Raw genomic sequence first — 26,162 nt, 5'->3', positions numbered from 1 at the left:
GTGCTGCTTGCAGCACCCACCATATCCTTTCATTGCATGAAAAAATACTTGTTACTCATTGGGCTTCTGGCGGCTGCCAAGGCCGGACACGCCCAAAGCATTGCGTCCGGCACGGTTTCGCTAACCGGTAACATAGGCTACAGCCGCTCTACCAATACCAACACTAGCGGCGCTTCGTTTGGCGCCATCGGTGGCGTGATTACCCGCGTCAGCTACACCACCGAAACCACCAACAGCCAATTCAACACGGCCGTATCGGGAGGCTACTTCGTAGCAGATAACCTGGCGGTAGGTTTAAATGTGGGGTTTAGCACAAGCAGTAGTTCTCAAAAAATAACCGCGTCCAGCACCATTGGCCCGATACCAACCGTATTGCCAAGCTTAAAGCCCAATAATTTGGTGCAGGCCGGTGCTTTCGTGCAGTATTATAATTTTTTTAGCGAGCAGTTTGGGGTGGTGGGTACCCTGGGCGGAGGCTACCAGCACGGCAAGGCTTATGCCTACTCAAGCGGTATCACCCCCGAGGCTACCAGCTACAGCAGTAATGGCTACTATGCAAGCCTCACCCCAGGCATTGTGTTCTTTCCCATTCCCAAAATAGGCATCAGCGCATCCATTGGTTCCCTGGGCTTCAGCCACCTGAGCAATGATTTTCCGGAATCGGCCGGCAGCATTCCGCCCGATGGCTATGAGAATACTTCGAACTTCTTCGGCGCAAACTTTGGGCTGAACCAGTTGCAGTTTGGCGCCACGTACTACTTCGGGCGCTAATAAATTTTTTGCAAAATAAAAGCCTTTAGCCCCCGGCTAAAGGCTTTTTGCATTTGGGCCTAGCCGGGGCCGGCACCCGTTGTTCATGCAACTATCATGAGCGTTAACGTATTTTCAATAAGTTATTTACGCTTGCTGCCATGAAACAACTCGTTACGCTGCTGGCCCTGCTGGGGGCCACTGGGGCCGCATGCCCCACCCGCGTGCTGGCACAGTGCCACGCGGCCTTTTTTCCGACTTACACCTGCCACCACCAGCACCGCGACTCCTGCGCCGTGAGCAAGCCCTTTGTGCCGATTCGCCTCGGCGGCTCGATGGGACTATTGGGCGCTTCGGACCAAGCAGGTGCCCGCTACCTGGGGGCAGAGCTGGAAGCGCACTACTGGCTGCGGCCCCGCTGGAGCGCGGGCCTGCGCGGCAGCGTCACGGGCGAGATGCCGGCCCCCAGTGCGCCGGCCGAGGTGTATGCGGGGGCTACGCAGCCGCGCCTGCTGCTGTTTAGCGCTACCTGGCACAACCAACTGCTGCTGGCCGAAAGCCCCCGGTGGCGGGTGGCCGCTGAAGTAGGCGCCGGCCTGGGCGGGGCCAGCCTCTACGACAAAGCCCAGCAGGTGCAGCAAAAGGGACAAGGCTGCGGCTGCACCACCGCCAAGCGGCTCGACACGGCCGTGGCGCCCGTGACGGAAGTGGGCCTGATGGCCACCTACAAGCTGAAGCGCAGCGACGGGCCGTGGCTAACGGTGCGCGGCGGCCACCGGCAGTGGCACGGCAGTGCACCCTTTGGCACGCCGGGGCAGTTTTCGGCCTATCTGCTGAGCGTGGGCGTGAGCGTGCCCGACCTCACGCACAAACGCTGACGTCGGCGGCTACTTTACCCCAATCCACACCTCGGAGGCATCGTCGGCCCCAAACTTTTCGAGGTAGAAATTGCCGGTGGGGGTAAGCTTTTGTTCCTTGATGGCATCGAAGGCAGCGGGATAGAGCTTGTTGGGGGCCAGCAGGTAGCTCACCCCGCGCAGGCGGGCGGCCAGCACGCGCTGCCCGGCGGGCACCACGCGGTAGCGAAAGCCAGTGGGCAGGCCCTGGGTAGTATCGGCCACGGCCAGCCCGATGAAGGCCTGAATGGTGTCGTGGGCCGTTTCGGGGCTGCGGAGGTAGAGGTTGGCGAGGTCGCCGCGGAGGCGGGCCTGGGCGTCTTTGGCCTGGCGGAACAGTTGGCCAAATTTTTCGCTGTTGGGTGGGCCGCGGAAGGCCTGCCCGGCCAGGTAGACCGGCGCGGCCGTGGTTTCGAGCGTGACGGTGGGTGTGCGGGTGCCGCCGAGGTAGGCGTAGAAGCCAGCGGCGAGCAGCGTGAGCAGGATGATAGCGAGGAAGACGTAACGCATTTTCAGTTAGCGGTGAACAGTTAGCAGTGAACAGTTGGGGCGCTGGTCAGGAAGCATCTGACAATGGCTTTTGCTCGGCTGCTAACTGTTCACTGTTCACTGCTAACTGTTCACTGACCACGTACTGCATGCGGTAGAGTTGGGCATAGTAGCCGCCCTCGATGCGTAGTAACTCCTCGTGGGTGCCGGTTTCCTTGATTTCGCCTTTGTCGAGCACGATGATTTTATCGGCTTTCTGGATGGTGCTCAGGCGGTGGGCGATGACGAGGGAGGTGCGGCCCTGCATCAGCTTCTCAATGGCCGCCTGGATGAGCTCCTCGGTTTCGGAATCGACCGAAGACGTGGCTTCATCAAGCACGATGACGCGGGGCTGGTACACCATGGCCCGCACGAAGCTGATGAGCTGGCGCTGGCCCACCGAGAGCGTGGCGCCGCGCTCCATCACGGGGTAGCCGAGGCCATCGGGCAGGCGCTCGATGAAGCGGCGGGCGCCCACGAGGTCGGCGGCGGCCCATATTTGCTCGTCGGTGATGGCGGCGTTGCCCAGCGTGATGTTGTCGCGGATGCTGCCGGCAAACAGGAACACGTCTTGCAGCACCACCCCGATTTGGCGGCGCAGCAGACCAAGGTCGTACTCGCGCAGGTCGCGGCCGTCGATACAGATGCTGCCTTCCTGGATGTCGTAGAAGCGGCTCAGCAGGTTGATGATGCTGGTTTTGCCGGCCCCGGTGGCTCCTACGAAGGCGATGGTCTGACCCGGCTGCACGTGGAAGCTAATGTCCTTAAGCACCCAGTCGGGCTCGTTGTAGGCAAAGCGCACGTGCTTGAACTCCACATCACCCCGGATTTCGGCCGGCGCGAAGGTGCCGCTGGGAGCAATCAGGTCCTGATTATCCAGGAGCTTGAGCAGGCGCTCGGTGCTCACCAGGCCCAGCTGCAGGGTGTTGAAACGGTCGGCAATCTGGCGAATGGGGCGGAAAAACAGGGCGTTGTACATGATGAAGGCGATGAGCGCGCCCTTCGAGATGCTGCCTTCAATCTGCCCCTGTGCGGCATACCACACCAGCAGCCCCACACCGATGGCGCCCAACACTTCGGCCACCGGGAAGTAGATGCTGTAGTAGAGCACCGAGCGAATGTTGGCGTCGGTGTGCTCCTTGTTTATCTTCTCAAACTTGCGGAACTCCCGTTCCTCGTTGTTGAAAATCTGGACTACGTTCATGCCGGTGAGGTGCTCCTGCACGAAGCTGTTGAGCTTGGCCACGGCCGTGCGCACGTCCTGAAATGAACCCTTGATTTTTTCCTTGAACACGTAGGTGCTGAACAGCAGCGGCGGAATCACCGAAAGGCTCACCAGCGTGAGGCGCCAGTCTATCCAGAACATGAAGGCCATGATGAAGAGCAGCTGCAGGATGTCGCCCACCATGGCGGCCAGGCCCTCGCTGAACACGTCGGATAGGGTTTCGACGTCGGAAATGTTGCGTGTCACGAGCACGCCGATGGGCGTCTGGTCGAAGAACTTAAGCTTGAGGCTGAGCAGGTGGCGGTAGAGGTCGGTGCGAATGTCGCGCACGATGTATTGGCCCAGCCAGCCGCCGTAGTAGGTCTGCAGGTAGCTCACGCCGGCGTGGGCCACCAGCAGCACCAGCAGCAGGAGGAACATGAAGTTCAGGCCCTTCATGTCGCCCTGCTCGATGCTCACATCGACCATGCGCTGGATGAGAAAGGGGCGCAGCGTACCCAGCACGGCCGTGGCAATGGTGAGCACCACGAGGCCGATGAATACGCGCCGGTAGGGGCGCACGTAGCTGAGCAGGCGGCGCAGCACGGCCCAGTCGAAGACCTGGCCGGTTTTGGTGGCGGAAGTGGTGGGGTCCATAAGTAAGGCAAAGGTCGGGAAGAAACGGCGGCCGGCGGCAAGGAGTTGGCCGGGCCGCTGTTTCCGACGCCGGCCCTACCGCACAATCTCCACCCAGCCCTTCACCCGCTCCCCGCCATCGGCCCGGCTGAAGAGGTAGTAGTAGAGCCCGGCCGGCAGGCCTGCGCCATTCCAGTCGTTCTGATACACCGGCACGTCGAACACCTGCTGGCCCCAGCGCGAGAACACCTGCAGGCGGCCCGGGCAGCCGCCCAGGCGCGGCGCAAAGAATTCATTCTGCCCATCGCCATTGGGCGTGATGATGTTGGGCAGCAGCGCATCCTGCACATCCACCGGCGCCAGCGTTACCAGGCGCTGGCAGGGGCCGGGTGGGTTGGTGGCGGGCAGCGTGGCCCGGGGCGCAAAGCGGCCGCCCGCGGTATAAATGTGCTCCACGGTAGCACCGGTGGCGGTGGGGCTGCCGTCGCCAAAGTCCCACTGCACCTGGCTGGCCGTGGAGCCGGCAGCCGTGAAGCGCAGCCGGCGCGGCGCTATTTGGTTTTCGGCGCAGTCGAGGCCCGTCCAGGCAGCCGTGAAGCCGGGCGCTGCCGGAATGGTGATGCGGTAGGGCGCCGTGGTGCAGCCGCCGGGCAGCTCGTAGTGCAGCTCCACGGTGCCCGGCGTGGTGGGCGGGGTAAAGACGCCGGCGGCCGTCACGCCCGGCCCGCTCCAGGCGCCGCCGGGCGGCGAGGCCCGCAGCTGAAACGGTGTCTGGCTGTTGCACAGCGTAGTATCAGCCGGCACGCGCACATTGGGCACCACGCTCACCACCACAGTTTGCGACACCACAATGGGGCAACGCACCTGCGGGAAGTCCCAGGTGTAGGTGAGGGTGTAGCGCCCGGGGCCCACGTCGCCGGGATTGAAGCGGTTGCCTACCACGCCCGGCCCGCCAAACGTGCCGCCCGCTGGCGAGGCCGACAGCACCACCCCATGGGGAGGCGCTGCCAGGCAGATGCTGACATCGCCCACGGGCGCAAACAAAACCAGCGGCAGCGGCAGCACCCGCAGCCGCAACTGGCCCGCGTAGGCGCAGGAAGTATCGGCTGGCGTAGGGCCGGTGTACGTCAGCGTCTGGCTGCCGGCCAGCGCCGCCGAGGGCGTGAATACAAAGCCCGCACTGACGGAGCCCGTTACGCCCGGTCCGCTCCATACCCCGCCGGTGGGCGTGGCGCGCAAGGGCTGGGGGCCGGCCACGGCGCACATCACCGTATCGGGCAGGCTGAGGGTGGCCACGCCGGCGCTGCGCACGTTGATGATGCGGCGGGCCCGGCCTGGGCACTGCGGGTTGGTGCCGGGCGGGGCGGTATAAAGCAAAAACTGCTTGCCCACCAGCAGCGGAGTGGGCGTGAACACAAAGCCCGCGCTGACGGAGCCCGTCACGCCCGGCCCGGTCCACTCGCCGCCTGCGGGCGAGCCGCCCCACAGCCGGATGGGCCCGCCCGAGAGGCAATACGACGTATCGCGCGGCACGCGGGCCGTGCTGCCGGGCGGCAGCACCGTCACGCGCATGGTATCGGTGGCCGGGGAGCAGTCTAGGTCGCCCTGCAAAGAATACACCAGTAGGTGTGGCCCTCCAATCAGGGCCGTGCTGGGCGTGAACACAAACCCGCCCATGACGCCCGACACACCCGGCCCCGTCCAGATGCCGCCGGGCGGGCTACTGTTCAGCTGAACCGGCGGGTCGTTGGCGCACACGCGCAGCGGCGGATTGGGCGTGATGACGGGCACCGTCTTTACCACCATGGTCAGCGTGACCGACACGGGGCAGCGCCCGCCCACCACCTGATACACGATGCTGTGGTTGCCATTGCCGGCCCGCATGGGGTCGAACAGGGCCGTGCCAGGCACCACGCCCCGCCCCGTGAACGTGCCTCCAGCCGGTGTGCCGGTGAGCGGCACGGGGGCCACGGTGGTGCCCGGCCGCAGGCAGAACACCTGCTGGGGCGCCGTAAGGGTGGCCGTGCCCTGGGGCAGCACTGTGATGCGCCGCGTGCTGGTGCCGGCGCAGCCATTCACGGCCACCGGGCTGGTGTAGGTGAGCACCTGCTGCCCCACCAGCCCCGACGAGGGCGTGAAGTAGAAGCCATTGGCCAGCGAGCCCGACACGCCCGGTCCCGTCCAGGTGCCGCCCTCGGGCGAGCCGCTCAGCACGATGGTGCCGCCCTGCGCGCATACCGACAGCGTATCGGTGCCTGCCGGCGAGGTATTGGCTTGAAAAGCGAACTTAAACGCCGCGTTGTTGCAGTGCGGTGAGCCGTTGGCGCTGGTATAGGTGCCCGCGCCGGGTGGCACCGGAATGCCGGTGCCGCCGCTCTGGTCGCAGGCGCACACGGCTTGGTAGAGCACATTTTGGCTGTCGAAGCGGGAAGTACCGCCGTCCACGTGGTCGTCGGCCGTGGTGCCAAAGAAAGTGGCGTAGTCGAGTCCCCGCGCGCCGTCCGAAAGCTGCATCAGGTAGAAATCCACGCCGTCGGTGGCGCGTTGGATGGCGTCGGGCGTGGTGGGCAAGCCGGTGGTACTCCCGTTGTTGGGGTCGAGGCCGCCGCCCCAGCCGGCCAGTGCCATGCGCCCGTAGCAGTCCACCCCGAAGGCCGTAGGCGAGATATCCGTGGTGGCGCGCCCGCTGCCAAACACGGTGGCAAAGCCGGCCGTGCGCAGGTTGGGCTCGAGCTGCTGAATGAAATGCTGCCCGTGCGCCACGTGGTAGCGTGTGGTGTCCACGCCAGGATAATTCCCGAGCGTCTGGCCCAGCACATATACCCTCCCGCCCGGCCCCGAACGTACAAAAAAGGCCTGGTCGTAGCCGCTGGTGCCCAGATAGGTGGCTTGCGTGAGAGCTCCGGCGCTGGTTATGCGCGCTACGAAGCCGTCCACGTTGCCGGCCAGGCTGGCGCGGTAGCCGTTGGTAGCACCGCTCAGGGCCGCACTGGTGGTGCCGCCGGCCACCAGCAGGTCGCCGCCCACGTCCTCGCGCTGCAAGGAATAAATGGCATCGGCCCCGGCCCCGCCCACCGTGGTGGTCCAGCGCACCCGGCTCAGGCTGGAGTCGAGGCTCGTGACAAGGCCGTCGGAGCTGCCGCCGCGGTAGGCGCTCAGCCCGGGAAAATCGGATGAGCCCGTCACGCTGGCCACGTACACGTTGCCTTGTGGGTCGAGGGCAAGGTCGCCGCGGAAGGCGTCGCCGTAGTTATGGCGCAGGCGCGGCGCAGCCGCGGCCGGGTCAAGCAGGCCGTCGGTGCCGGTGCCGCCCAGGTAGGTGCTGGCCCGCAGCCCGCCCCCGCTGGCGCTCAGCCGAGTGAGTACCAGGTCGGCGCCGCCGGTGAGCACGAAAGGCGACGCAAGGCCAAACGGTGCCACTGCCGGCCCGCCCCGCAGGGTCCGGCTCTGGGCCGTGGCGGTGGTCGGGAAATCGGTCGAAGAGGTGGTGCCCATCAGCAGCAGTTCGTTGCGTGCGTTCACCAGCAGGCTGTGCGGAAATTCCAGGTTGTTGCCGCCCAGGTAAGTAGCCCAGGCCCGTGCCGTGGCGCCCGTGGCCCCAGCGTTGAACTTCATAATGGCGATATCGATGTTGCCGCTGAAGGCAGTTTGATAAGCGCCGGTGGTCACTGGGTAGCCGGGTTCAAATACCACCCCGGCCGTGTAAAGGTTGCCGCGTGCGTCGTGCGTGGCCGCAAAGCCCCAGTTCTCCACCGCCGAGCCGGTGTAGGAAGCAAACTGCACAGCAGGGTCAATGGTAAGCGGGCGCTGCGGGTCGTAGGCCCCCAGCCGTAAGCTCACTGTGGTGCCGCGTAGCTCAAAGGCGCAGGCCACGGTTTGAGGCTGGCCGGTGGCCGGGTCGGTTTGCCAGGCGCGGGGCCGCGTTTCGGTCAGCAGGCCGGCCGAGGTTTGTACCTCCAGGCGCCCAGTGGCGGGGTCGAGGCGCAAGGCATCGGCCCCGCGGTAGTCCCAACGGGCCAGGGTCGGGTCGGCACCGGGGGCCAGCAGCAGGTCGTATTCAAGCTGCTGGCTGCTGTTTTCCCGCAGCGACAAGTCGATACCGGGCCAAAGCTGGCGGTAGCGCAGGCCGCGCCAGGCGCGCACGTCGGGCGCCCAGCGGCGGCTGTCGGCTCCGCGCAGGTAGTGGCGCCGGCCGGGCGCGGCGGTTTCCGCGGCGGCTTCCAACTTGGCGGTGGGCGAGGGCGCCACAAACTCCATCCGCAGGCCGTGGGCTTTCACCTGCCCGTTGGGCAAGCCCGTAGGAGCAGCGCCTGCCTGCGGGCCGTGGCCCGGCAGCCCGGCAGTGAGGGCGTAGGTAAGCCCTGCAGGCTCTATGAACAGCCGCGCCCCTGGCGCTACCTGGGCTGCATAGCGCGCCCGGGCATCCCATTGGCCCCGGTTTTCAATGAACTCCAGCGTAGCGCGCGCTGCCTGCCCCCGTCCGGGCACAGACCACAGCATACCCCACAAAAACAGCCAGGTAAAAAGTAGACGCATAAGCAAATCACCGGAAAGAAGGATAGCAGTAAAGCTAGACGGCAACGTACAAAAACCATGCGTACATCCGCTTTTTCCTCCCTTATTTTCAGCTGTTTGCTTAGCAGTTTACTATGCCGGTTCCGGCACAATGCCCGGCTCGTATTCTACCCGGCTCAGAAACAGGCCCCGCGCCGGAGCCGCACCGCTGGCATCCACGCGCCGGCAGGCCCACAGCAGTTCTTGAAATTCGCGCGGCGTCATCCGGCCGCGGCCTACGTCGAGCAGGGTGCCCACCACCAGCCGCACCATGCCGCGCACAAAGCGGTTGGCCCGAATGCGAAACACCAGCCCGCCCGGCGCGGGGTGCCAGGCGGCTTCGTAGAGGTAGCACACGTAGTGGTTTTCGCCGCCTTTCACCTTCGAGAAAGACGTGAAGTCGAACTGCCCTATCATGGTGGCGGCGGCTTCATTCATAGCCGCCACGTCGGGCGTGCGGTCGAGGTACAGGGCGTGGTCGCGCCGGAAGGGGTCGGGCACGGGCGTGGCCACGAAATAGTCGTAGGTGCGCTCCTCGGCCGAGAAGCGGGCGTGCGCGTCGTCGGCCACCGGGTGCAGGCGCAGGGCGCCGATGTCGGCCGGCAGGGCCCGGCGCAGGCGGTAGAGCAGCAGGTCCAGCGTCAGCGTGTCGGGCAAGTCGGCGTCGAAGTGGGCCACCTGGTGGCTGGCGTGCACGCCGGTGTCGGTGCGGCCGCTGCCCACGCAGTAGGTGGGGCGGCGCAGTATCTGGGTAAGGCAGCGGTCTACCTCGGCCTGCACGGTGGGCTGGCCGGGCTGAATCTGCCAGCCGCGGTAATGAGTGCCGTCGTAGGCAAGGTGCAGGAAGTAGCGCATGGAGCGCAAAAGTACGGCCGGGCTGATACTGGCTATTCCACAACCACGCGCTTGGTGAGGCTGCCCGCGCCCGTGCTCAGGTGTAGCGAGTATACACCTGGCGCCAGCCCGGCCGTCTCCACGGTGAACTGCGCGCCGGCCGCGGCGGGGCGACGCACCACCTGGCCCAGGGCGTTCAGCAGCTCGGCGGGGGTGGCGGCAGCGCCGGCCGGCAGCGATACCGTGAAGGCGTCGTGGGCGGGGTTGGGGGAGAGGGTGATGTCGACAGCCGTAGCAGTGCGAGCGGTGGATAGGGGCGTGTAGGTGCCAGTGTTGAGGAAAACGCCCGCCGTGCCGCTCCCGGTGTTGGTGGTAGTAGTTACAATGTCCAGGCGGCGGTCGCCGTTTACATCGCCCAGGGCTATGCTGCGGACAATGCCGGGGCTGCCGATGTTGTACTGCACGGCGGCGGCGAAAGTGCCCCCGGGCTGCCCCAACAGGACGCTCGCCGTATTCGCGCTTGCCCCAAAGTTGGCCGTCACGATGTCGGCCTGGCCGTCGCCGTTTACATCGCCCACCACTGCCGTCAACGGGGTGCTGCCGGTGCTGTAGCTGATGGCCGCGCCAAACCCTCCGGTGGCTTGCCCCAGCAGCACGGCCACGTTGGCGCCGCGGTAGTTGGCCGTCACAATGTCCAGGCGGCCATCCTGGTTCACGTCGCTCAGGACGAGGTTGGTGACGTTGGTGAGGTTGTTGCTGTTCGCGCCAGTAGGGTACTGCGTGGCCGCCGCAAAGCCGCCCGCCGCCTGCCCTAGCAGCACCCCGACCGACGTGGCGCCGGCAGTCACCGTCACGATATCGGGCCAGCTGTCGCCGTTCATGTCGCCCAGCGCCACTCCAGTAAATGACAAAGTGCTTGAAAAGCCGTACTGCATGGCGGGGGCAAACGTACCGCCGGCCTGGCCCAGCAACACGCCAACCGTGGAGCTATTCAAATTGGCCGTCACAATGTCGAGCCGCCCGTCGCGGTTCACATCACCCAGGGTGAGGCCGGCCGGGCCACTGAATGCCCCAGTAGAATAGAATACCGCGCTGGCAAAACCACCTGCTGCCTGACCCAGCAATACCGCCACCGCATTGGTAGTGGCGCTGCTCATCACGATATCGAGCCGGCCGTCGGCGTTCAGGTCGCCTACTGCCACCCCCGCAAGTGGAGCTGTGGTGGGCCCGCCCGCCGGGTAAAACGTAGGATTGCCAAAGCCGCCGCCCACTTGCCCCAGGAGCACTCCCACTGAAGCAGCGGAAGGGTTTACCGTCACGATGTCGAGCCGACCATCGCCGTTCATGTCGCCCAATGCCACGCTATTGGGGTCGGTTGTTCCAACATTATAGGTACTAACCGGCCCAAAGCTTTGCCCCCAGGCCGCCGGCCCGGCCGCGCCCAAGGCCAGCAGCAGCGCCCCGCGCCGGGCGCGGCTTAAGAAACAGTTTGCGGTAGAATTAAAAAGGCGTGTCATGCGCAGAAATGAAAGGGGAGTTAGTCAATCACCACTCGCTTGGTGACGATGCCTGCTCCCGTGCTCAGGCGCAGCGAGTACACGCCCGGCCCCAGCCCAGCCGTCTCCACGGTGAAGCGGGTCCCGGCTACGGCGGGGCGGCGCACCACCTGGCCTAGGGCGTTCAGCAGCTCCCCTTGCGTGACGGCAGTGCCGGCCGGCAGCCTCACCACGAAGGCGTCGTGGGCGGGGTTGGGAGCGAGGGTCACGTCGGCCGGAGGGGCCCACATGCCGGCACTGAGTGTACCCACCGAAAAGGGGATGCCGGTGGCAGTGCCCCCGAGTGTCGTCACGGTCAGGAGGCCGGTGGTGGCGCCGGGAGGCACGGTAGCTGTCACGGTGGTGGCATTCACCACGGCAAAGGTGGTGGCCGCCGTGCCATTAAAACGCACAGCTCTCGTGCTGCTCAGGTAGGTGCCGGTAAGGGTGATGCTGGTGCCTATGGGACTGTTTGTGGGGCTTACGCTGCGCAGAGTGGGCGGCTCATACACAGTGGTGTTGAGCATGACGCCGGCCGAATAAGCAGCGTCGTTGACTGTAATGATGTCGAGCTTGCCATCGCTGTTCACATCGCCCAGCGTCATATCAATAAGTCCGCTGCCTGAGCCAGTAGAGTAGTGCGTCATCGCGGCAAAACTGCCCGAACCGGTGCCCAGGAGTACCCCGGCCGTACCAGCGGTATAATTGCCGGTGACGATATCGAGCTGTCCGTCGCCGTTCAGGTCGCCCAATGCCACGCTTTGGGGGGCACTATTGGCGCCGGTGGCGTATAGCACCACCGCCGCGAAGGTGCCGCCGCCCTGTCCTAGCAGTACCCCAACCGTGTTTCCTGCGCTGTTGCCGCCTATAATATCCAGGTGCCCGTCGCCGTTCACGTCTCCCAGCGCCACCCCTACAGAACGGGTATTTACCCCACTCAGCAGGTATTGGACTGGGGCTGCAAACCTGCCGCCGCCCTGTGCCAGTAGCACGGCGGCCCTGCCAGTAGGGGGGCCAGAGGATGTGTTGAGTGTCGAGTTAGTTGTGACGATGTCGAGCCAGCCGTCGCCATTGAGGTCACCCAGTGCCACGCCGATGGGCTCGGAGGAACTTGTTCCCGTGGCATACTGCACCACGGTTCCGAGAGTGCCACCGGTTTGCCCCAGCAGCACGCCCACCGTGCCGAGATAATAGTTGGTTACGACAACGTCGAGTCGGCCATCGTTGTTTACGTCACCTAGTGCGATGCCATAGGGAAAGCAAGTGCTTGGCCCCGAGATGTATTGCACCGGCGCTGCAAAGGTGCCACCGGCTTGCCCCAGTAGCACGCCCACCGAATTGGTGTTATAATTGGTCGTAATGATATCGAGCCGCCCATCACCGTTGAGGTCGCCCAATGCTACGGAGTAGGTAGTGCCACCTCCGGTGGGGTAGGTAGTCACCGGAGCAAACGAGCCTCCTGGCATTCCTAGCAGTACCCCGACCATGCCCGAATAGAAATTAGCCGTGACGATGTCGAGGAGGCCATCGCCGTTCAGGTCGCCTCGTGTTACGCTGTGGGGAGAACTGAGGATGCCTACCCCCGAGGTGTAGCTCACCGTGGGAGCAAAGGAACAGGTTTGGGCCATTGCCGCGCCACCCGGCGTAAAAAGCAGGGCCAGCAGCGCCCCGAACCAGGCAAAGCCAAAGAAATTATTGGTGACAGGTGTAGACAACTCTTTCATTGGCCAGCGGGTAGAATCCTTAATTCAAATAAGGGTTAAGATGCAGCAAAGCAAAACGAAAGAAGGCGGTTCTAGCAAGAATTTTACTTGCTAGAACCGCCTTCTTTCGTTTCAGCATTTCAGTTAGCCTACAGCTTCTCGTACACCACGGCCGCGCCCTGGCCCACGCCCACGCACATGGTGGCCAGGCCGTAGCGCATGCCCTCGCCGCGGCGGTGCATCTCGTGGAGCAGCGTGGCCGTGATGCGAGCACCCGAGCTGCCCAGCGGGTGGCCCATGGCAATGCTGCCGCCGTTCACGTTCACCTTGGCCATGTCGAGGCCAAGCTCGCGCACGCAGGCAATGCTCTGGGCTGCGAAGGCTTCGTTAAGTTCAATCAGGTCGATGTCGTTGATGGTCAGGCCAGCGCGTTGCAGCACCTTGTGGGTGGCCGGAATGGGACCCAGGCCCATCACCGCCGGGTCCACACCCGCCACAGCCGAGGCCACGATGCGGGCCATGGGCTTCAGGTCGTAGCGTTTCAGGGCCTCCTCGCTCACCACCAGCACGGCGGCCGCGCCGTCGTTGATGCCGGCCGAGTTGCCGGCCGTCACGGTGCCACCTTCGGGCTGGAAGGCGGGCTTGAGGGTGGCCAGTTTCTCCAGCGAGGAGAAGCGCGGCTGCTCGTCGGTGTCGAACAGGGCCGTGTCGCCCTTAGGGTTCGGAATGAACACGGGCACGATTTCCTTGCGGAAGCGGCCTTTTTCCAGCGCCCGCGCGTATTTGCGCTGGCTCTCGAAGGCAAAGGCGTCCTGCTCCTCGCGGGTGATGCCGTACTGCTTGGCCACGTTCTCGGCCGTCTGGCCCATGGCGAAGGGGTAGTGCAGCTTGCTCAGCTTGGGGTTCACGAAGCGCCAGCCCAGGGTGGTGTCGTGGGCCGTGAGCTCGCGCCCGAAGGCCGACTCCGACTTAGCCATCACGAAGGGCGCACGGGTCATGCTCTCGGCCCCACCGGCCAGAAACACGTCGCCTTCGCCGCACTTCACGGCCCGGGCCGCGTCCATGATGCTTTGCAGGCCCGAGGCGCAGAGGCGGTTCACGGTATTGCCGGGCACTGTTATTGGCAGGCCGGCCAGCAGCGCCGCCATGCGGGCCACGTTGCGGTTATCTTCCCCGGCCTGGTTGGCGGCGCCAATGATGACGTCCTCCACGGCATTTTTATCAACGGATGGATTGCGGCGCATGAGCTCACGCAGAACGTGGGCGGCCAAATCATCGGGGCGGACGCTGCTCAGCGCGCCGGCAAATTTTCCAATCGGGGTACGCACCGCGTCCACGATGTATGCAGTTGGCATTACGGGTAACAATAGCGGCGCAAGCGCCGGATGAGACTAAATTTGTGGCCCCGGCACTCGCCCGGACCTCTTTCTTTACTACAACAAAGATGATACAAAGAATTCAAAGCGTATTTCTGCTCCTGCTGGCCCTGGCCATGCTCAGCGTGCTGGCCCTGCCGCTGTGGCACAAAGTCGACGGCCTCACCCACCAGGAGCTTACCCTCACGGCCTTTGGCTTCCAGACCGAAGGCTGGCAGCTGCCGGCCGGCCAAGGCCCCGTGTGGCTTATCGGCGCACTAGCTGCTGCCTCGGCCGCCGTGGCTGCGTTCGAGATTTTCCAGTTTAAAGCCCGCGGCAAGCAGCTCATGCTTGGCTCCCTCAACCTGCTGCTCATTGTGGCCACGCTGGGTGCCATGTTCTATTTCTCCAGCAAAGGCGAGCAGCTGCTCAACATCAAGCTCGAAGGCCAGTACCTACCCGGCTTCTACCTGCCCACCCTGGCTCTGCTGCTCAATCTGCTGGCCAACCGCTTCATCCGCCGCGACGAGCAGCTCGTGCGCAGCATGGACCGCCTGCGGTAATCAAAAGTTAACGAAAACAAAAAGGCCGCTGTGGTATCCACAGCGGCCTTTTTGTTTGTAGCGCGAACTCTGTAGTTCGCGTGCCTGAACGATATCTAAACGGCGCGGGATACGCGAACTGCAAAGTTCGCGCTACGTCGTTCTACTGCTGGCCGCCCTCGCGCACGGCTTGCTCCACCGCATTAGCGCCGGCTTCGGTTTCAAAAGCCTCATACACGCGGCCAAAGTTCTCGGGGTCGCTCACGTGCGAGTAGGCAAATTTGGCGAGGTCGATGCGGCAGGCTTCCGAGTTGAGGCTGCGCAGCAAACGGTTCAGGTCGTCGGCTTGCAGGGCGCGCTGGTTTAGGCCCTCTTTGGCCGCGTTCAGCTTGCTCACTTCCGTGATGCGCTGCTGCATGGTTTGCGCCAGTGCATTCACATCGGCCGGGGCCATCATGCGGTAGCTGCTGGTAACCGTGCCGGGGTAAGCGCCGCCAGGGCCGTTGTTGTAGCCGCCGTTGGAACCGTTGTTATAACCTCCATTCGGAGTGCCATAGCCGCCAACAGGGCCGTTGGGGTTGTTGCCGTAGCCGCCATTGTTGCCGCCGTAAGGGCCGTTGCCATTTGGCGTGCTGTAGCCACCGTTCGGGTTGGCGTTGGGGTAGCCGTTGTTCGGATAATTGCCATTGGGGCCGCTGGGGTAAGCAGAGCCGGGTGCCGGGTTGCCGTAACCGCCCTGGCCATAAGGCTGCGGGCTGTTGTATTGCCCGCCATAGCCGGGGTTATTATAGTAGCCCCCGTAACCGCCCCGCGCGGGACCATACAGCGCCACCGCCCCCACTTGCTGCAAGCCCAGCGGCCGGCCGGGCCGGGCAATGAGCGCATACGACGTTTCGACGCCCGGCTGCAGCCACACCTGGCTACGGAAGCGCACCACCCGGCCATAGCCGGCAGGCACGGTAAAATCGGCCCAGTGCTGGCCGGGCATCAGCTGGTCGACGTGTACTTGCCGAGCGCCGCCCCGCGTCACCAGCCGGCCATCGAGCACGAGGTCGAACGGCACGCCCCGCTCCGAAACAAAGTTGACATTAGCCGCTGGCGGCGGATAGGCAAGGGCAGGAGCCACCGTCGAAAATAAGCTGGCAATAGCGAGGAGTAGGGCCTTTTTCATGGCGTTTGCAGAAAAGAATCCGCGGTGAATTCAGCGGGTGTTATCCTATTTCCAAAAGGTGTGCCACGTTTTAATAGCAAAAAAGGAACGTCATGCTGAGCGCAGTCGAAGCATCTCTGCCGTGAGAATAAATAATTACGTTGCGCGGTAGATATGCTTCAACTGCGCTCAGCATGACGTTCTGTTTCAACTTGGCCACGCCTAGCCCAAACGAATAAAAAAGCCCCCGCAACCAAGGCTGCGGGGGCTTCTCAAGCTAGTCGAAACGCTGAGGTTACTTCGCTATTCGCGTCACCTTGAATTCGGTGCGGCGGTTGCGCTGGTACTCAGCTTCCGTCTTGGCGTTGGGCACTACCGGGCGGGTTTCGCCGTAGCCCTTGGCCGTGATGCGGCTCTTGCTGATGCCTTTGCTCACGATGTACGCCACGGCTGCTTCAGCACGCTGCTGCGAGAGCTTCATGTTGTAAGCGTCTTTGCCGCGCGAGTCGGTGTGCGAGCTCAACTCGATGCTGATTTTGGGGTTGTCCACCAGCGTCTGCACCAGGGTATCGAGGCGGATGGCAGCATCCGGACGGATGTTGTACTTGTTGTAATCGTAGAAAATGTCCTTCACCTCAATGGCCTTGGCCAGGATGATTTTGTTCAGCGTCAGGGTCACCGGCAGCTGCACGTCGTTCATCGGGTTGGCCAGGGCATCTTGGCTGGGCTTGCGGCCTACGGTGCTCAGCGTGGTGCGAGCCGTGAAGTCACCGGCACGCTCGGCGCGGAAGCTGTAGTTGCTCACCGAGTCCAGCTTCACGTTGAATTTACCGGCGGCGTCGGTGGTCACCGTCTGGGGCTGGCCGTTGGGGCCCGTGATGGTCACGGTAGCGCCGGCTGCGGGCGTCGTGGTGTTGGCTTTGTCGTCGCGCTCCAGCACGGTACCGTCGGCGTAGAAGGTCACCAGCTTCAGCGGCTTCTTCTTGAACGAGTAGAAGTCGTCGGAGCCTTTGCCACCGGCGCGGTTCGAGCTGAACAGGCCCATGTCACCGGCCATGGGTACGGGGGCGAAGTCATCGGCTACGCTGTTCACTTCCGGGCCCAGGTTCACGGCCTGGCCGCCTTTCACCATGAACAAGTCGAGCTTGCCCAGGCCGGGGCGTCCGTCCGAAGCGAAGTACAGCGTACCATCGGGGGCTACGCCGGGGAAGTTGTCGTTGCCGGCGGAGTTGATGCTTTCGCCCAGGTTTTCAGCCGGCGAGAAGCGGCCGTTCGGGCCGAGGGTGGCTTTGTACAGGTCGTTGCCGCCCTGGCCGCCTTTGCGGGCCGAGGAGAAGTACAGCGTGGTGCCGTCCGGAGCAAACACCGGCGAGAAGTCGTCGGCCGTGCGGTCGTTGATATTGGCCAGCACGGGCGGGGTCCAGGCGCCGTTTTTCAGGTACGAAATCCAGAGGTCGTCGCTCAGCAGCGTGGTTTTGTCGCCGCCTTCGGGACGGTAGTCGTTTTTCTTGCCGCTGTTCGAGCGGGCAAATACCATCGTCTTGCCGTCGGGGGTGTAGGTGGCGCTGGCTTCGTGGCGGTCTTCGGAGTTGAAGGGGCCTTCGAGCTTGCGGGCGCTGCCACCGGTCATGGTAGCGGCGTTGTCAAACTTAATGGCGTAGAGGTCGTAGAAATTCTCGCCGTTGCCGAGGTACTTCTTGCCTTCGCGGTTCGAGGCAAACACGAAGTCGGAACCCGGGCCGGCCATCATGGTACCACCGAAGTCGGAACCAGCCGAGTTCAGCGCGTCCACCGGCATCACGTCGTATTTGCTCTTCATGCTCGCCATGGCTTTGCTGGCGTTCACGTTTTTAGCTTCGGTTTCGGCGCGGGCGGCCAGGGTGCGGTTGCCACCGCTGCTGGCGTAGGTGCTGAACTGCGCCGCGGCTTCGTCGTATTTGCCATTAGCCTTCAGAGCTTCGGCGTAGCGGAAGCCGGCGTCGGCGTTTTTCACCCCACCGTCGAGGGCCGCTTTGTAGAACGGCTCGGCCAACTCCACGCGGTTCGACAGGCGGTAGGCCTCACCGATGCGGAAGTTGTTGATGGCCGCGTTTTTACCCTTGGCCACATCAGCCTGGTAGAGCGGAATGGCCGTTTCGTACTGGCCCCGGGCAAACTGCTTGTCGGCCTTACTCATGGCGCCGCTGCTGGCACAGCTGTTCAGCATAGCTGTTGAACCAGCGGCAGCGCAGATTAATAATAGTTTCCTCATAGGTGGTGTGGTGGAGGGGTGGTGAGGGAGAAGGAGCCGGAAAATATTCCCGACTAGGCATTTTTGGGTTAGCAATAATACTACGTTTAGGTAGGATTCACGCAAGGCCCCTTTTTTTTTCTTACTAGCCAAAGTAGCGGGCCAGCCAAGTTTCGGCCGCCGGGCGGGGCCAATGCGTGTCTAGCTCAGCCTTGGTAGCCAAGGTGTTATCGAAATAAAACGTGTCGGGCTCGACGGTGCCCGCCGCCACGGCGGCCTTTATCTCGTTGTGTTTCAAGAGGTGCACAACCCCATCCTTTAGAAAGGCCAAGTGCGACTTGTCGAGCAATGCCACGCCCAGCTGCTGCTCCAGCTGCGCCACGAAGCGCACCGACGCATCGATGGAACAACCGCTGGCGCCGGCCACACCTTCGTCGAGACCGATAACTAAAAATTGCTGGTGCAGGATTTCGGCCGAGGCTAACAGGCTACGGCCGTGGCTTGTCCATTCCTCCGAGAAGCGGGCCAGGTTGGGCAGCGCGGCCACCACTTCCGGGCCCGTGAGCGGGCGAGCCGCCTGATATATCCAAACCCGGGCCGTGGGCGGAAGTTGGTCAAAGGCTACGTACATAAATCACGGATTGGCTACGCCGAACCTTGTTTCGACGGATTATTCGCGGATTAGGCAGGTTTCTTGGCAGGTATGCGGCCAAACCAAGCCGTGGCGCTGCACTAAGCCGACCACTCGACAAAGATGCCGCAAAAAAGTTGCGCCGCCGCCATGCCCGCAGGCACAACGGCGGCGCTATACCGCTCACAACAGTCGACGAATCCGTCGTTTAAGCATTGATGCCTTCGGCCGAAGCCACCAACTCGGCCAGGTCGAACACCTGCACCTTGCTTTCCTGCTCCTTGTTTTTCACGCCGTCGCTCATCATCGTCATGCAGAAGGGGCAGCCTACGGCAATGATGCTGCCCTGCAAGTCGTGGGCGCCGGGCGCGGCGGTTTCGGTTTCCACACCGCCGAGGTTGGCCAGCGCGTCGGCCTTGCCGGCCAGGGTGGCCAGGGCTTCTTCGGTGCGCTCGATGTTAATGTCTTTCTTGCCGGGCTCGGGCTCTTTCCACATCTGGGCGCCGCCTGCGCCGCAGCACAGACCGTTGGCGCGGCTGCGCTTCATCTCTACCAGGTCGGCATCGAGAGCGGCCAGCACTTCGCGCGGGGCTTCGTAGATGTCGTTGGCGCGGCCCAGGTAGCAGCTGTCGTGGAAGGTGATGCGGCGGCCCTTGAAGCTCTCGCCGCCGCTCACGCCTACTTTGCCTTCGTTGATGAGTTGCTGCAGGTAGGTGCTGTGGTGAATTACTTCATAGTCACCACCCAGCGCGGGGTATTCGTTCTTAATCGTGTTGAAGCAGTGGGGGCAGGCGGTCACGATTTTCTTGATGCCGTAGCCGTTCATCGTCGTGATGTTCTGCATGGCCTGCATCTGAAACAGGAACTCGTTGCCGGCGCGCTTGGCGGGGTCGCCGGTGCAGCTTTCTTCCAGGCCCAGCACAGCGTACTTGGTGCCCACGTGGTCGAGGATGCGCACGAAGGCGCGGGTTACGCGCTTGTACCGGTCGTCGAAGGCGCCGGCGCAGCCCACCCAGAACAGGATTTCGGGCGACTCGTTGCGGGCCGCCAAATCGGCCATGACGGGAACGTTGATTTGCTTTTTAGCGGGAGCTTCGGGAGTCGAGGGAGACATAAGGGGGAGCGAACGACACGGTTGTCATCCTGAGCGCAGCGAAGGACCTTATCACGTCCGCGCCGCAGTGAGTTAGTAAACCAGACGAAAGCAGCGGTGATAAGACGCTTCCTTCGTCAGCATGACAGGCGATTTAGGCGACCGTAATCTTCGCCGGCTTCTCAGCCGCAAACAAGTCATCGGCCCAGTTGAAGCGGTCGGATGGCGAGAAGGCCCAGGGGGCGCCGTTGTTTTCGATGTTAGAGAACATCACGTTCAGCGAGTTTGGCGCGGCCGATTCTTCCAGCACCAGGAAGCGGCGCATCTCGATGATGCTTTCCAAGGGGTTGATGTTCACGGGGCAGCTTTCCACGCAGGCGTTGCAGGTGGTGCAGGCCCAGAGCTCCTCGGGCGTCACTTTGCCGCGCAGCAGGGTGGCCTCCAGCAGGTCGGTCACGAGCTCGTGCTTGGCTTCGGGGCCGTACTGGTTGGGGCGGAAAATGAGGGGCGACTCGTACTTTTCCTCCATGCGGTCGCGCGTGTCCATGATGATTTTGCGCGGCGAGAGCAGCTTGCCCGTCAGGTTGGCGGGGCACACGGAGGTGCAGCGGCCGCACTCGGTGCAGGAGTAGGCGTTCAGCAGGTTGGTCCAGGGCAGGTCCTCCACATCCTTAGCGCCGAAGGGCGTGGGCGCCAGGGCCGAGCCGTCGGGCGCGGTGGGGGCAGGCGGCACCACGAAGCTGGGGTCCATCATGGCCTTCACCTCGTTGGTGATGCTTTCCACGTTGGAGAACTGGCCCTGCGGCACCAGGCGCGAGTACCACACGTTCGGGAACGCCATGATGATGTGGAAGTGCTTGGAGCTGGGCAGGTAGTTGAGGAACAAGAAGATGCCGGTGATGTGAATCCACCAGCCGGCGCGCTCCATGATTTCCAGCGCGCCCGTGCTGCTGGGCAGCAGGCCCACCAGCAGGTTGCTCACGGGGAAGGTGCCGGGGAGGTCCTTGCCTTCGAGCTGGTGCAGCTTGAGGTCGGCCGTGTTCATGAAGAACAGGGCCAGCATCAGGGCCACTTCGATGTAGAGAATGATGTTGGCGTCGAGCTTGGGCCACATGCGCAGCTCCACGCCGGTGAAGCGGCGCACGGGCGGGTTGCTGTTGCGGCGCCACCAGAAGGCGGCCACGGCCACAATCACCAGCGCGGCCAGGATTTCGTTGGTGGCCATCAGCACGTCGTACACCGGCCCGAGGAAGCTGAGGGAGCGGTGGAAGCCGAAGATGTTGCCAAACAGGCCGTCGATGACGATTTCAATCACCTCAATGTTGATGACCAGAAAGCCCACGTACACCACCAGGTGCAGCAGGGCGGGCGTCATGCGCTTGAACATTTTCTGTTGCCCGAAGGCCACCAGCAGGGTTTTGCGCAGCCGCTCGGCGGCGTGGCCGCTCATGTCACGGTCGCGCCCGACGAGGATGTTGGCGCGGATTTTCCGGACCTGCCAGGCGAACAAGCCGAATGCCGCCACCAGGAGCAGCAGGAAGAGGATGGATTGCAACATGCGGTAAAGGTAAGGCGGGAACGTTTGGGGCCGCAAGATACTCGGCATGCCGAGTAGTTTTTAGAAAAAACCGCCGGCTCACACACTTTTTTTACTGCATTTCTTGCGTCATTGTTTTGCGTTCGTACCTTTGCGGTCCCCAAAGCAACCTAAAAGGCGCCCCGGGGAAACGGCAACATAGCTCAGTTGGTAGAGCACAGCACTGAAAATGCTGGTGTCGTTGGTTCGATTCCAACTGTTGCCACTAAAAAGCCCCTCACGGTTTCGTGAGGGGCTTTTTGTTTATTGGTGTGCGAGGTGGGATTCTTTAATAATTGCTTTTGGGGTCGCACGACTACGGCCAGCACGCCTAATATTTCAGCCGCGTTTATTTGCCTAAAAGCCCGTCGGATTGTAGTTGCCAGCTCTATCTACGACAAAAGCCCCGCGCTCCTCATTCGAGGGCGCGGGGCTTTTTGTAATTTGCCGTTACACTTTTTAACTACGTCATGCTCTCAACTAAAAGCATATTTGTCTTGCTGCCAATTTCAGCTTTAATAGCCAGTTGTGAAAATGCTGAATCGCAAGCGAATGAAGAAAAAAGCAGAATTACTAAAGAGTTTTGGAAACAGCAGGAGTCCGATAGAAAGGCCGACGATGCATTACGAATGAAAGCACTAGAACAGCGGGTAATGGGTTCCCCGCTTGCTGTATCTCATTCTGAATTCAAGGCTGATAAAAACCTTAATGCATACTTGCCTTTCACAATAACCAATAAGGCAAACAAAACAGTGATTGGCTTCTATCTGCTACAAATAGGGAATGGAGCAGACACAAAACTGGGAAAATTCAAGAAAACAATTAAGCCCGGCAAATCAGTAGTAGTCCGCGTTAGTGCGGCTAAATTGGGTGTTTCTTCAGAAGAAGCCATGAAAAATCCTGATTTTCAGTATTCAGTCGATTTATACAGTTATGTGGCTACACCTGTTTTTGCAGACGGAACATCAAGCTATGGTTATCCCATTCGTCCAATAATTGGCCGATAAAGACTCAGGTTCTTTAATCATGGATGTTGGTATTAATCAGTTCGAACGGCCTGAATAGCAGTCCAGCAGCTTGTTTATTATTGAGGCGGTTAGCTTCGTGTTCTTCAGGGAAGGGGCTGCCGCCAACGAGCGTTACCTTCACTGGCTATTTGGTTTCCTTAGTAGCCAGGGTAGTGAGCTACAGCTCTGGGGTTATAAATTCGACTAGCTTTCACGGTGGTGGCTCAAGTCTCCACTTACAAACCAACCCCTCAAAACTCCACAATGAACCCCACCGTCGGCACCACCAGCGCGTCGCTGTCGGGCAGGAGGATGGGGACGGCGTTGCTGCCGTCGGGGCGCAGGGGCTGGCCGTCGGTGGTGGTGTAGGCGGAGTTGTCGGGCAGGCGCTCGAAGGTGTAGGTGGGCACCGAGACGGGCTTGGCCAGCAGCGCGTTCTGCACGTCGATGTAGAAATCGAAGCTCAGGCGACGCAGGCTGATTTTCTTGTCGAGGCGCAGGTCGAGCTGCTGGAAGGAGCTGAGGCGCTGGGTGTTTAGCTGGTGGTAGTCGAGGATGCCCTGGCCCACGGCCTGGTAGCTGGCCCGGCTGGCGGCCGCGTCGTAGGGCGTGTAGGGCGCGCCGCCGCCCACGCGGAATTTGGCCCCCAGCTCCCAGCCGCGGCCCAGCTTGTAGCCCAGCAGCGCCGAGCCCAGGAAGCGCGTGTCCCAGGCCGTGGGGCGGTACACGCCGTCGGCCCCGTTGAACTCGGAGCGGAAGGCCGTGAGCGACACAATGGCGAAGAGCTTGCCGCTGAGCTTCTGCTGGAAAAACGCCTCGGCCCCGTAGGCGCGGCCCTGGCCGGTGCTCGTCACGGCCTCGTTGCCGATGGCGTTGAAGTCGCCGCCCAGGTTGGCCAGGCTGATGCCGTCGCGCACGCTCACCGGGTAGTAGGCGTACTTTTTATAGAAGCCCTCCAGCGTGAGGCGGGTGGCGGCGCCGGGCAGCCACTCCAGCCCCGCCACCGCGTGGTCGGAGCGGATGTAGCGGCTACCCGCGTTCACGAGCTGGCCGCTGGCGTCGCGGTAGCCCAGGATGGTGCTGGGCGGAATCTTGTAGTAGCGGCCCAGGCTGGCGTTCAGGTTCAGGGTGGGCAGCAGGGCGTAGCTCAGCGAGGCGCGCGGCGAGAGGGTGCGGTCGAGGCGGTAGCCCTGGGCGAGGGCGCTGGTGCCATCGGCCCGCAGGCCCGCCGACACGGTGAGGCGGCTGTCGGCGCCATAGGTGCGGGTGGCCTGGGCAAACAGGCCGTAGCGCACAAAATCGAGGTCGGTCACGAAGTTCACCGTCACGGCCGGGCTCACGAGGGCGCCGCTGCCGTCGCGCACTTCGGCCCGGATGCGGTTGCGCAGGTTGTTGTCGTAGTGCACCAGCTGGCCCACCACGCCGTAGCTGTACTGCCAGCGGCCCACGCGCTTGTTCACGTCGGCGCGCAGCTTGTTTTCGGTTTCGTGGCTGCGGGCGAAGAGCTTGCGGTAGGCCTCCTGGCCCGCGTAGCCGTACTGGAACTGGTCGGCGGCGGCGTATTGCTGGGTGCGGCTCAGGGCCAGGTTCAGGTAGCCGTTTTCCACCAAGTGGCGCAGGTTCAGGCCCACAGTGTAGTTCCACTGGTTGATGGTGGGGTTGTTGCGCAGGATGAATTCCTTGCTCGGCGAGCTGTTTTTGGGCGGCACAATCTCGAAGTGGTCGATGGCACCCAGCCCCAGCGTGGTCAGCGTGGTTTTTTTCGACAGCTTGGTGGTGGTCTTGAATTGGAAGTCGTAAAAATCGGGCCGGATGGGCAAGTCAATCAGCTTGAACAGCAGCTGCAAATAGCTGCGTCGGGCCGAGGCCAGAAACGTGGTGTTCTTCGTGAGCGGGCCTTCCAGCGTGGCCGCCACCTCGGTGCCCGAGGTGCGCAGGTTGCCCTGAATGCGCTCCGGGTTGCCGTCGCGCTGCCGGAACTGCAGCACGGCGCTCAGCGCATTGTCATACCGCGCCTGGAAGGCCGACGAGATCAGCGTCACGTCCTCAATGAAGCTGACGTTGAGGATGCCGGCCGGGCCGCCCGCGCTGCCCTGGGTGGGAAAGTGGTTGATGACGGGCACCTCGATGCCGTCGAGGTAATACACGTTTTCGTTCGGCGCGCCGCCCCGGATGATGATGTCGTTGCGAAAGCCCGCCGTGCCGCCCGCGCCCCCGCCGCCCACGCCCGGCAGGCTCTGCACCACCCGCGAAATGTCGAAGTTGCCGCCCGGGTTGCTCTTGATTTCCTCGGTGGTGAGGCGCTGCACGCTCAGCGGCGTTTCGGCCGTGGCCACCCGAATGGCGCGGTTGGCCGTCACGGTCACCTCGCTCAGGGCCTGCGGGCTTTTGTTGAGCTCGAGGTTGAGGGTGTTCACGTTGCCGCTGCTCACGGCCACGTCGGCGCGCAGCAGGGCATCGTAGTCCACGAAGCTGGCGCGCAGGTTGTAGGCCCCGGCCGGCACGCCCGCGAGGCGGTAGCGCCCCTCGGCATCGGTGGCCGTGCCAAAGCTGCTGCCTTCCAGCGTCACGCTCACGCCGGGTAGGGCTTCCTGGGTGGCGCGGTCGCGCACGGTGCCAGTGAGGGTGCCAGGGTTTTGGGCCAGAGCGGTGAGGGAGAGAAGCAGGAAAAGCAGCAGGGTAGTTATTCGCATGTAGCTGCAAGTATTGGAAAAGGAAAATGTTTACGGGTTTGGCAGCTCTTAGCCTTACTGTCATTCTGAGCGCAGCGAAGGACCTTCTTACGTTGGAACGACAGTTCAGACGTGAGAAGGTCCTTCGCTGCGCTCAGGATGACAACGATTTTGGCTTTCTAAACAGCTGCAATGGCTGCCATACTGAGTGCGTCGCGCATCAACAGCTGCGTTGGTCGGCCTGAACAAGCGAGAAGGACCTTGCCCCGCCACCCAAGTTGTGGAAACGGAACAAGGTCCTTCGCGTTGCTCAAGCCGACCAACGCAGCGGAAAAAAGCTTCGGCCTAACGGTCCTACTGCGCCGGCAGCACCAGCACCGGCAGCTGGCTCTCGCGCATTACCTCGGCCGTGACGCTGTGGTGGAACAGACTGCCCGTGAAGCAGTGCCGCCGGGCCACCACCGCCACCATATCATAATCGCCCGATTGAGCGGCTTCCAGAATGCCTGTGGCGGCGTGGGAACTGACGACGGTGTGCGACTCCACGGCGGGCAGGTGGGCCACCAGGCCCGTGCGTACCAGCGAATTCATCACCAGCGGCGCCAGTTCCTGGGGGCCGGTGTCGGGGATGACGTGAAACACGGTGATGGCGGCCCCGAGGGCTTCCAGCAGCTGGTACGTAGCGCTGCTGGGGTCGCCCAGCTTGAGCGGACAGCCATCCACGGCCAGCAGCAGGCGCTTGGGGGGGGCGGTGCTGGCTATGCCGTGCGGCACCACCAGCATGGGGCAGGGCACCTCGGCGCGCAGCAGGTCGAGCGAGGTGGTTTGCACCAGCTCGTCGGGCAGGTCGGAATAGTCGGGGCGGCCCAGCACTACCAGCAGGGGATGGTGGCGGCGCACAGCATCGACTACGGCTTCGGCCACGCGGCCGTGGCCAATTTCGGCTACCACAGGCACGGGCAGGTGGCCGGCCACGCTGCCCAGGGCCAAGTGCACGGCTTCGGGCGTGAGGTTGGAGAGGCTGCCGCTGAGCATGTCGGGGTCGAGCAGGGAGTTGCGGCGCACGTGCAGCAGCACCAGACGCGCTTTGAGCGCGCCGGCCAGGTTGGTGGCGTAGTCCAGGGCCTGGTTGGCGGCCTGGAAAAAGTCGGTAAGGATGAGCAGTGAGGCGTCCATGAGCATGGTGGAGGCAGAGAAGAACTCCAACACAAAGGACTGGTTTTCGGGCGCTCAGCGCCCTGCGCAAGATTAGGTCGGCGCCTGATT

General features: G+C 63.0%; 18 protein-coding genes and 1 tRNA gene. 5 read left to right on the top strand and 14 right to left on the bottom strand.

The window, feature by feature from the left end:
- Nucleotides 1-36: 36 nt before the first annotated feature.
- Complete coding sequence (locus tag I2I01_RS14700) at nucleotides 37-771, top strand: hypothetical protein (protein WP_196287234.1); 735 nt, start codon at nucleotides 37-39, stop codon at nucleotides 769-771.
- Between the two features lie 140 nt (nucleotides 772-911).
- The gene (locus I2I01_RS14695) at nucleotides 912-1,628 is read left to right on the top strand and encodes a hypothetical protein (RefSeq protein WP_196287233.1); all 717 of its coding nucleotides are present in this window, start codon (nucleotides 912-914) and stop codon (nucleotides 1,626-1,628) included.
- A gap of 9 nt (nucleotides 1,629-1,637) precedes the next feature.
- On the opposite strand, the gene I2I01_RS14690 is transcribed toward I2I01_RS14695, so the two are convergent.
- The 7 genes from I2I01_RS14690 to I2I01_RS14660 all read right to left on the bottom strand — a co-directional run bounded on the left by I2I01_RS14690 (nucleotide 1,638) and on the right by I2I01_RS14660 (nucleotide 13,995).
- A complete protein-coding gene (locus I2I01_RS14690; protein WP_196287232.1) occupies nucleotides 1,638-2,156 on the bottom strand; it encodes a GyrI-like domain-containing protein in 519 nt (172 codons plus the stop codon).
- 46 nt (nucleotides 2,157-2,202) lie between these two features.
- On the bottom strand, nucleotides 2,203-4,035 hold the full coding sequence (locus tag I2I01_RS14685; protein WP_196287231.1) for an ABC transporter ATP-binding protein: 1,833 nt from the start codon (nucleotides 4,033-4,035) through the stop codon (nucleotides 2,203-2,205).
- Between the two features lie 75 nt (nucleotides 4,036-4,110).
- On the bottom strand, nucleotides 4,111-8,550 hold the full coding sequence (locus tag I2I01_RS14680) for a DUF7948 domain-containing protein (protein WP_196287230.1): 4,440 nt from the start codon (nucleotides 8,548-8,550) through the stop codon (nucleotides 4,111-4,113).
- A gap of 111 nt (nucleotides 8,551-8,661) precedes the next feature.
- A complete protein-coding gene (gene truA / locus I2I01_RS14675; RefSeq protein ID WP_196287229.1) occupies nucleotides 8,662-9,423 on the bottom strand; it encodes a tRNA pseudouridine(38-40) synthase TruA in 762 nt (253 codons plus the stop codon).
- Nucleotides 9,424-9,455: 32 nt separating this feature from the next.
- Nucleotides 9,456-10,919, bottom strand: coding sequence for a T9SS type A sorting domain-containing protein (locus tag I2I01_RS14670; RefSeq protein ID WP_196287228.1), 1,464 nt, complete (start codon nucleotides 10,917-10,919; stop codon nucleotides 9,456-9,458).
- A gap of 20 nt (nucleotides 10,920-10,939) precedes the next feature.
- Nucleotides 10,940-12,661: an FG-GAP-like repeat-containing protein gene (locus I2I01_RS14665; RefSeq protein ID WP_196287227.1), complete on the bottom strand. Its 1,722-nt coding sequence runs from the start codon at nucleotides 12,659-12,661 to the stop codon at nucleotides 10,940-10,942.
- 128 nt (nucleotides 12,662-12,789) lie between these two features.
- Nucleotides 12,790-13,995, bottom strand: a complete 1,206-nt coding sequence (locus I2I01_RS14660) for a thiolase family protein (protein WP_196287226.1) — start codon at nucleotides 13,993-13,995, stop codon at nucleotides 12,790-12,792.
- 89 nt (nucleotides 13,996-14,084) lie between these two features.
- Between I2I01_RS14660 and I2I01_RS14655 the strand changes: the two genes are divergently transcribed.
- Nucleotides 14,085-14,558: a DUF4293 family protein gene (locus I2I01_RS14655; RefSeq protein ID WP_196287225.1), complete on the top strand. Its 474-nt coding sequence runs from the start codon at nucleotides 14,085-14,087 to the stop codon at nucleotides 14,556-14,558.
- A gap of 142 nt (nucleotides 14,559-14,700) precedes the next feature.
- Here I2I01_RS14655 and I2I01_RS14650 read toward each other — a convergent pair whose 3' ends face one another.
- The 5 genes from I2I01_RS14650 to I2I01_RS14630 form a co-directional block, all read right to left on the bottom strand.
- A complete protein-coding gene (locus I2I01_RS14650; protein ID WP_196287224.1) occupies nucleotides 14,701-15,708 on the bottom strand; it encodes a DUF4476 domain-containing protein in 1,008 nt (335 codons plus the stop codon).
- Between the two features lie 274 nt (nucleotides 15,709-15,982).
- The gene (locus tag I2I01_RS14645) at nucleotides 15,983-17,893 is read right to left on the bottom strand and encodes an OmpA family protein (RefSeq protein ID WP_211537964.1); all 1,911 of its coding nucleotides are present in this window, start codon (nucleotides 17,891-17,893) and stop codon (nucleotides 15,983-15,985) included.
- A gap of 169 nt (nucleotides 17,894-18,062) precedes the next feature.
- Nucleotides 18,063-18,548 (bottom strand): hypothetical protein, encoded by a 486-nt coding sequence (locus tag I2I01_RS14640; protein ID WP_196287223.1) that lies wholly within the window; start codon nucleotides 18,546-18,548, stop codon nucleotides 18,063-18,065.
- 208 nt (nucleotides 18,549-18,756) lie between these two features.
- The gene (locus tag I2I01_RS14635; RefSeq protein ID WP_196287592.1) at nucleotides 18,757-19,608 is read right to left on the bottom strand and encodes a (Fe-S)-binding protein; all 852 of its coding nucleotides are present in this window, start codon (nucleotides 19,606-19,608) and stop codon (nucleotides 18,757-18,759) included.
- A 187-nt stretch (nucleotides 19,609-19,795) separates the two neighbouring features.
- On the bottom strand, nucleotides 19,796-21,199 hold the full coding sequence (locus I2I01_RS14630) for a (Fe-S)-binding protein (protein WP_196287222.1): 1,404 nt from the start codon (nucleotides 21,197-21,199) through the stop codon (nucleotides 19,796-19,798).
- Nucleotides 21,200-21,370: 171 nt separating this feature from the next.
- On the opposite strand from I2I01_RS14630, the gene I2I01_RS14625 reads away from it, so the two are divergent.
- Nucleotides 21,371-21,443: transfer RNA gene (locus I2I01_RS14625), tRNA-Phe, on the top strand.
- 244 nt (nucleotides 21,444-21,687) lie between these two features.
- Nucleotides 21,688-22,224, top strand: a complete 537-nt coding sequence (locus I2I01_RS14620; protein WP_196287221.1) for a hypothetical protein — start codon at nucleotides 21,688-21,690, stop codon at nucleotides 22,222-22,224.
- Between the two features lie 251 nt (nucleotides 22,225-22,475).
- On the opposite strand, the gene I2I01_RS14615 is transcribed toward I2I01_RS14620, so the two are convergent.
- Both I2I01_RS14615 and I2I01_RS14610 read right to left on the bottom strand, forming a co-directional pair.
- Complete coding sequence (locus tag I2I01_RS14615; protein WP_196287220.1) at nucleotides 22,476-24,917, bottom strand: TonB-dependent receptor; 2,442 nt, start codon at nucleotides 24,915-24,917, stop codon at nucleotides 22,476-22,478.
- 333 nt (nucleotides 24,918-25,250) lie between these two features.
- Nucleotides 25,251-26,072: a universal stress protein gene (locus I2I01_RS14610; protein WP_196287219.1), complete on the bottom strand. Its 822-nt coding sequence runs from the start codon at nucleotides 26,070-26,072 to the stop codon at nucleotides 25,251-25,253.
- Between the last annotated feature and the right edge of the window lie 90 nt (nucleotides 26,073-26,162).

The sequence above is a fragment of the Hymenobacter properus genome (assembly GCF_015694735.1).
Classification (GTDB): Bacteria; Bacteroidota; Bacteroidia; order Cytophagales; family Hymenobacteraceae; genus Hymenobacter; species Hymenobacter properus.
This window is presented reverse-complemented; position numbering and strand designations above follow the sequence as displayed.

Bases quoted from the DNA above. Each gene is read 5' to 3' on its own strand.
- truA (WP_196287229.1), bottom strand. From the start codon at position 9,423: ATGCGCTACTTCCTGCACCTTGCCTACGACGGCACTCATTACCGCGGC.
- I2I01_RS14685 (WP_196287231.1), bottom strand. From the start codon at position 4,035: ATGGACCCCACCACTTCCGCCACCAAAACCGGCCAGGTCTTCGACTGG.
- I2I01_RS14680 (WP_196287230.1), bottom strand. From the start codon at position 8,550: ATGCGTCTACTTTTTACCTGGCTGTTTTTGTGGGGTATGCTGTGGTCT.
- I2I01_RS14690 (WP_196287232.1), bottom strand. From the start codon at position 2,156: ATGCGTTACGTCTTCCTCGCTATCATCCTGCTCACGCTGCTCGCCGCT.
- I2I01_RS14635 (WP_196287592.1), bottom strand. From the start codon at position 19,608: ATGGCCGATTTGGCGGCCCGCAACGAGTCGCCCGAAATCCTGTTCTGG.
- I2I01_RS14630 (WP_196287222.1), bottom strand. From the start codon at position 21,199: ATGTTGCAATCCATCCTCTTCCTGCTGCTCCTGGTGGCGGCATTCGGC.
- I2I01_RS14670 (WP_196287228.1), bottom strand. From the start codon at position 10,919: ATGACACGCCTTTTTAATTCTACCGCAAACTGTTTCTTAAGCCGCGCC.
- I2I01_RS14620 (WP_196287221.1), top strand. From the start codon at position 21,688: ATGCTCTCAACTAAAAGCATATTTGTCTTGCTGCCAATTTCAGCTTTA.
- I2I01_RS14665 (WP_196287227.1), bottom strand. From the start codon at position 12,661: ATGAAAGAGTTGTCTACACCTGTCACCAATAATTTCTTTGGCTTTGCC.
- I2I01_RS14695 (WP_196287233.1), top strand. From the start codon at position 912: ATGAAACAACTCGTTACGCTGCTGGCCCTGCTGGGGGCCACTGGGGCC.
- I2I01_RS14700 (WP_196287234.1), top strand. From the start codon at position 37: ATGAAAAAATACTTGTTACTCATTGGGCTTCTGGCGGCTGCCAAGGCC.
- I2I01_RS14660 (WP_196287226.1), bottom strand. From the start codon at position 13,995: ATGCCAACTGCATACATCGTGGACGCGGTGCGTACCCCGATTGGAAAA.
- I2I01_RS14640 (WP_196287223.1), bottom strand. From the start codon at position 18,548: ATGTACGTAGCCTTTGACCAACTTCCGCCCACGGCCCGGGTTTGGATA.
- I2I01_RS14615 (WP_196287220.1), bottom strand. From the start codon at position 24,917: ATGCGAATAACTACCCTGCTGCTTTTCCTGCTTCTCTCCCTCACCGCT.
- I2I01_RS14645 (WP_211537964.1), bottom strand. From the start codon at position 17,893: ATGCTGAACAGCTGTGCCAGCAGCGGCGCCATGAGTAAGGCCGACAAG.
- I2I01_RS14610 (WP_196287219.1), bottom strand. From the start codon at position 26,072: ATGGACGCCTCACTGCTCATCCTTACCGACTTTTTCCAGGCCGCCAAC.
- I2I01_RS14655 (WP_196287225.1), top strand. From the start codon at position 14,085: ATGATACAAAGAATTCAAAGCGTATTTCTGCTCCTGCTGGCCCTGGCC.
- I2I01_RS14650 (WP_196287224.1), bottom strand. From the start codon at position 15,708: ATGAAAAAGGCCCTACTCCTCGCTATTGCCAGCTTATTTTCGACGGTG.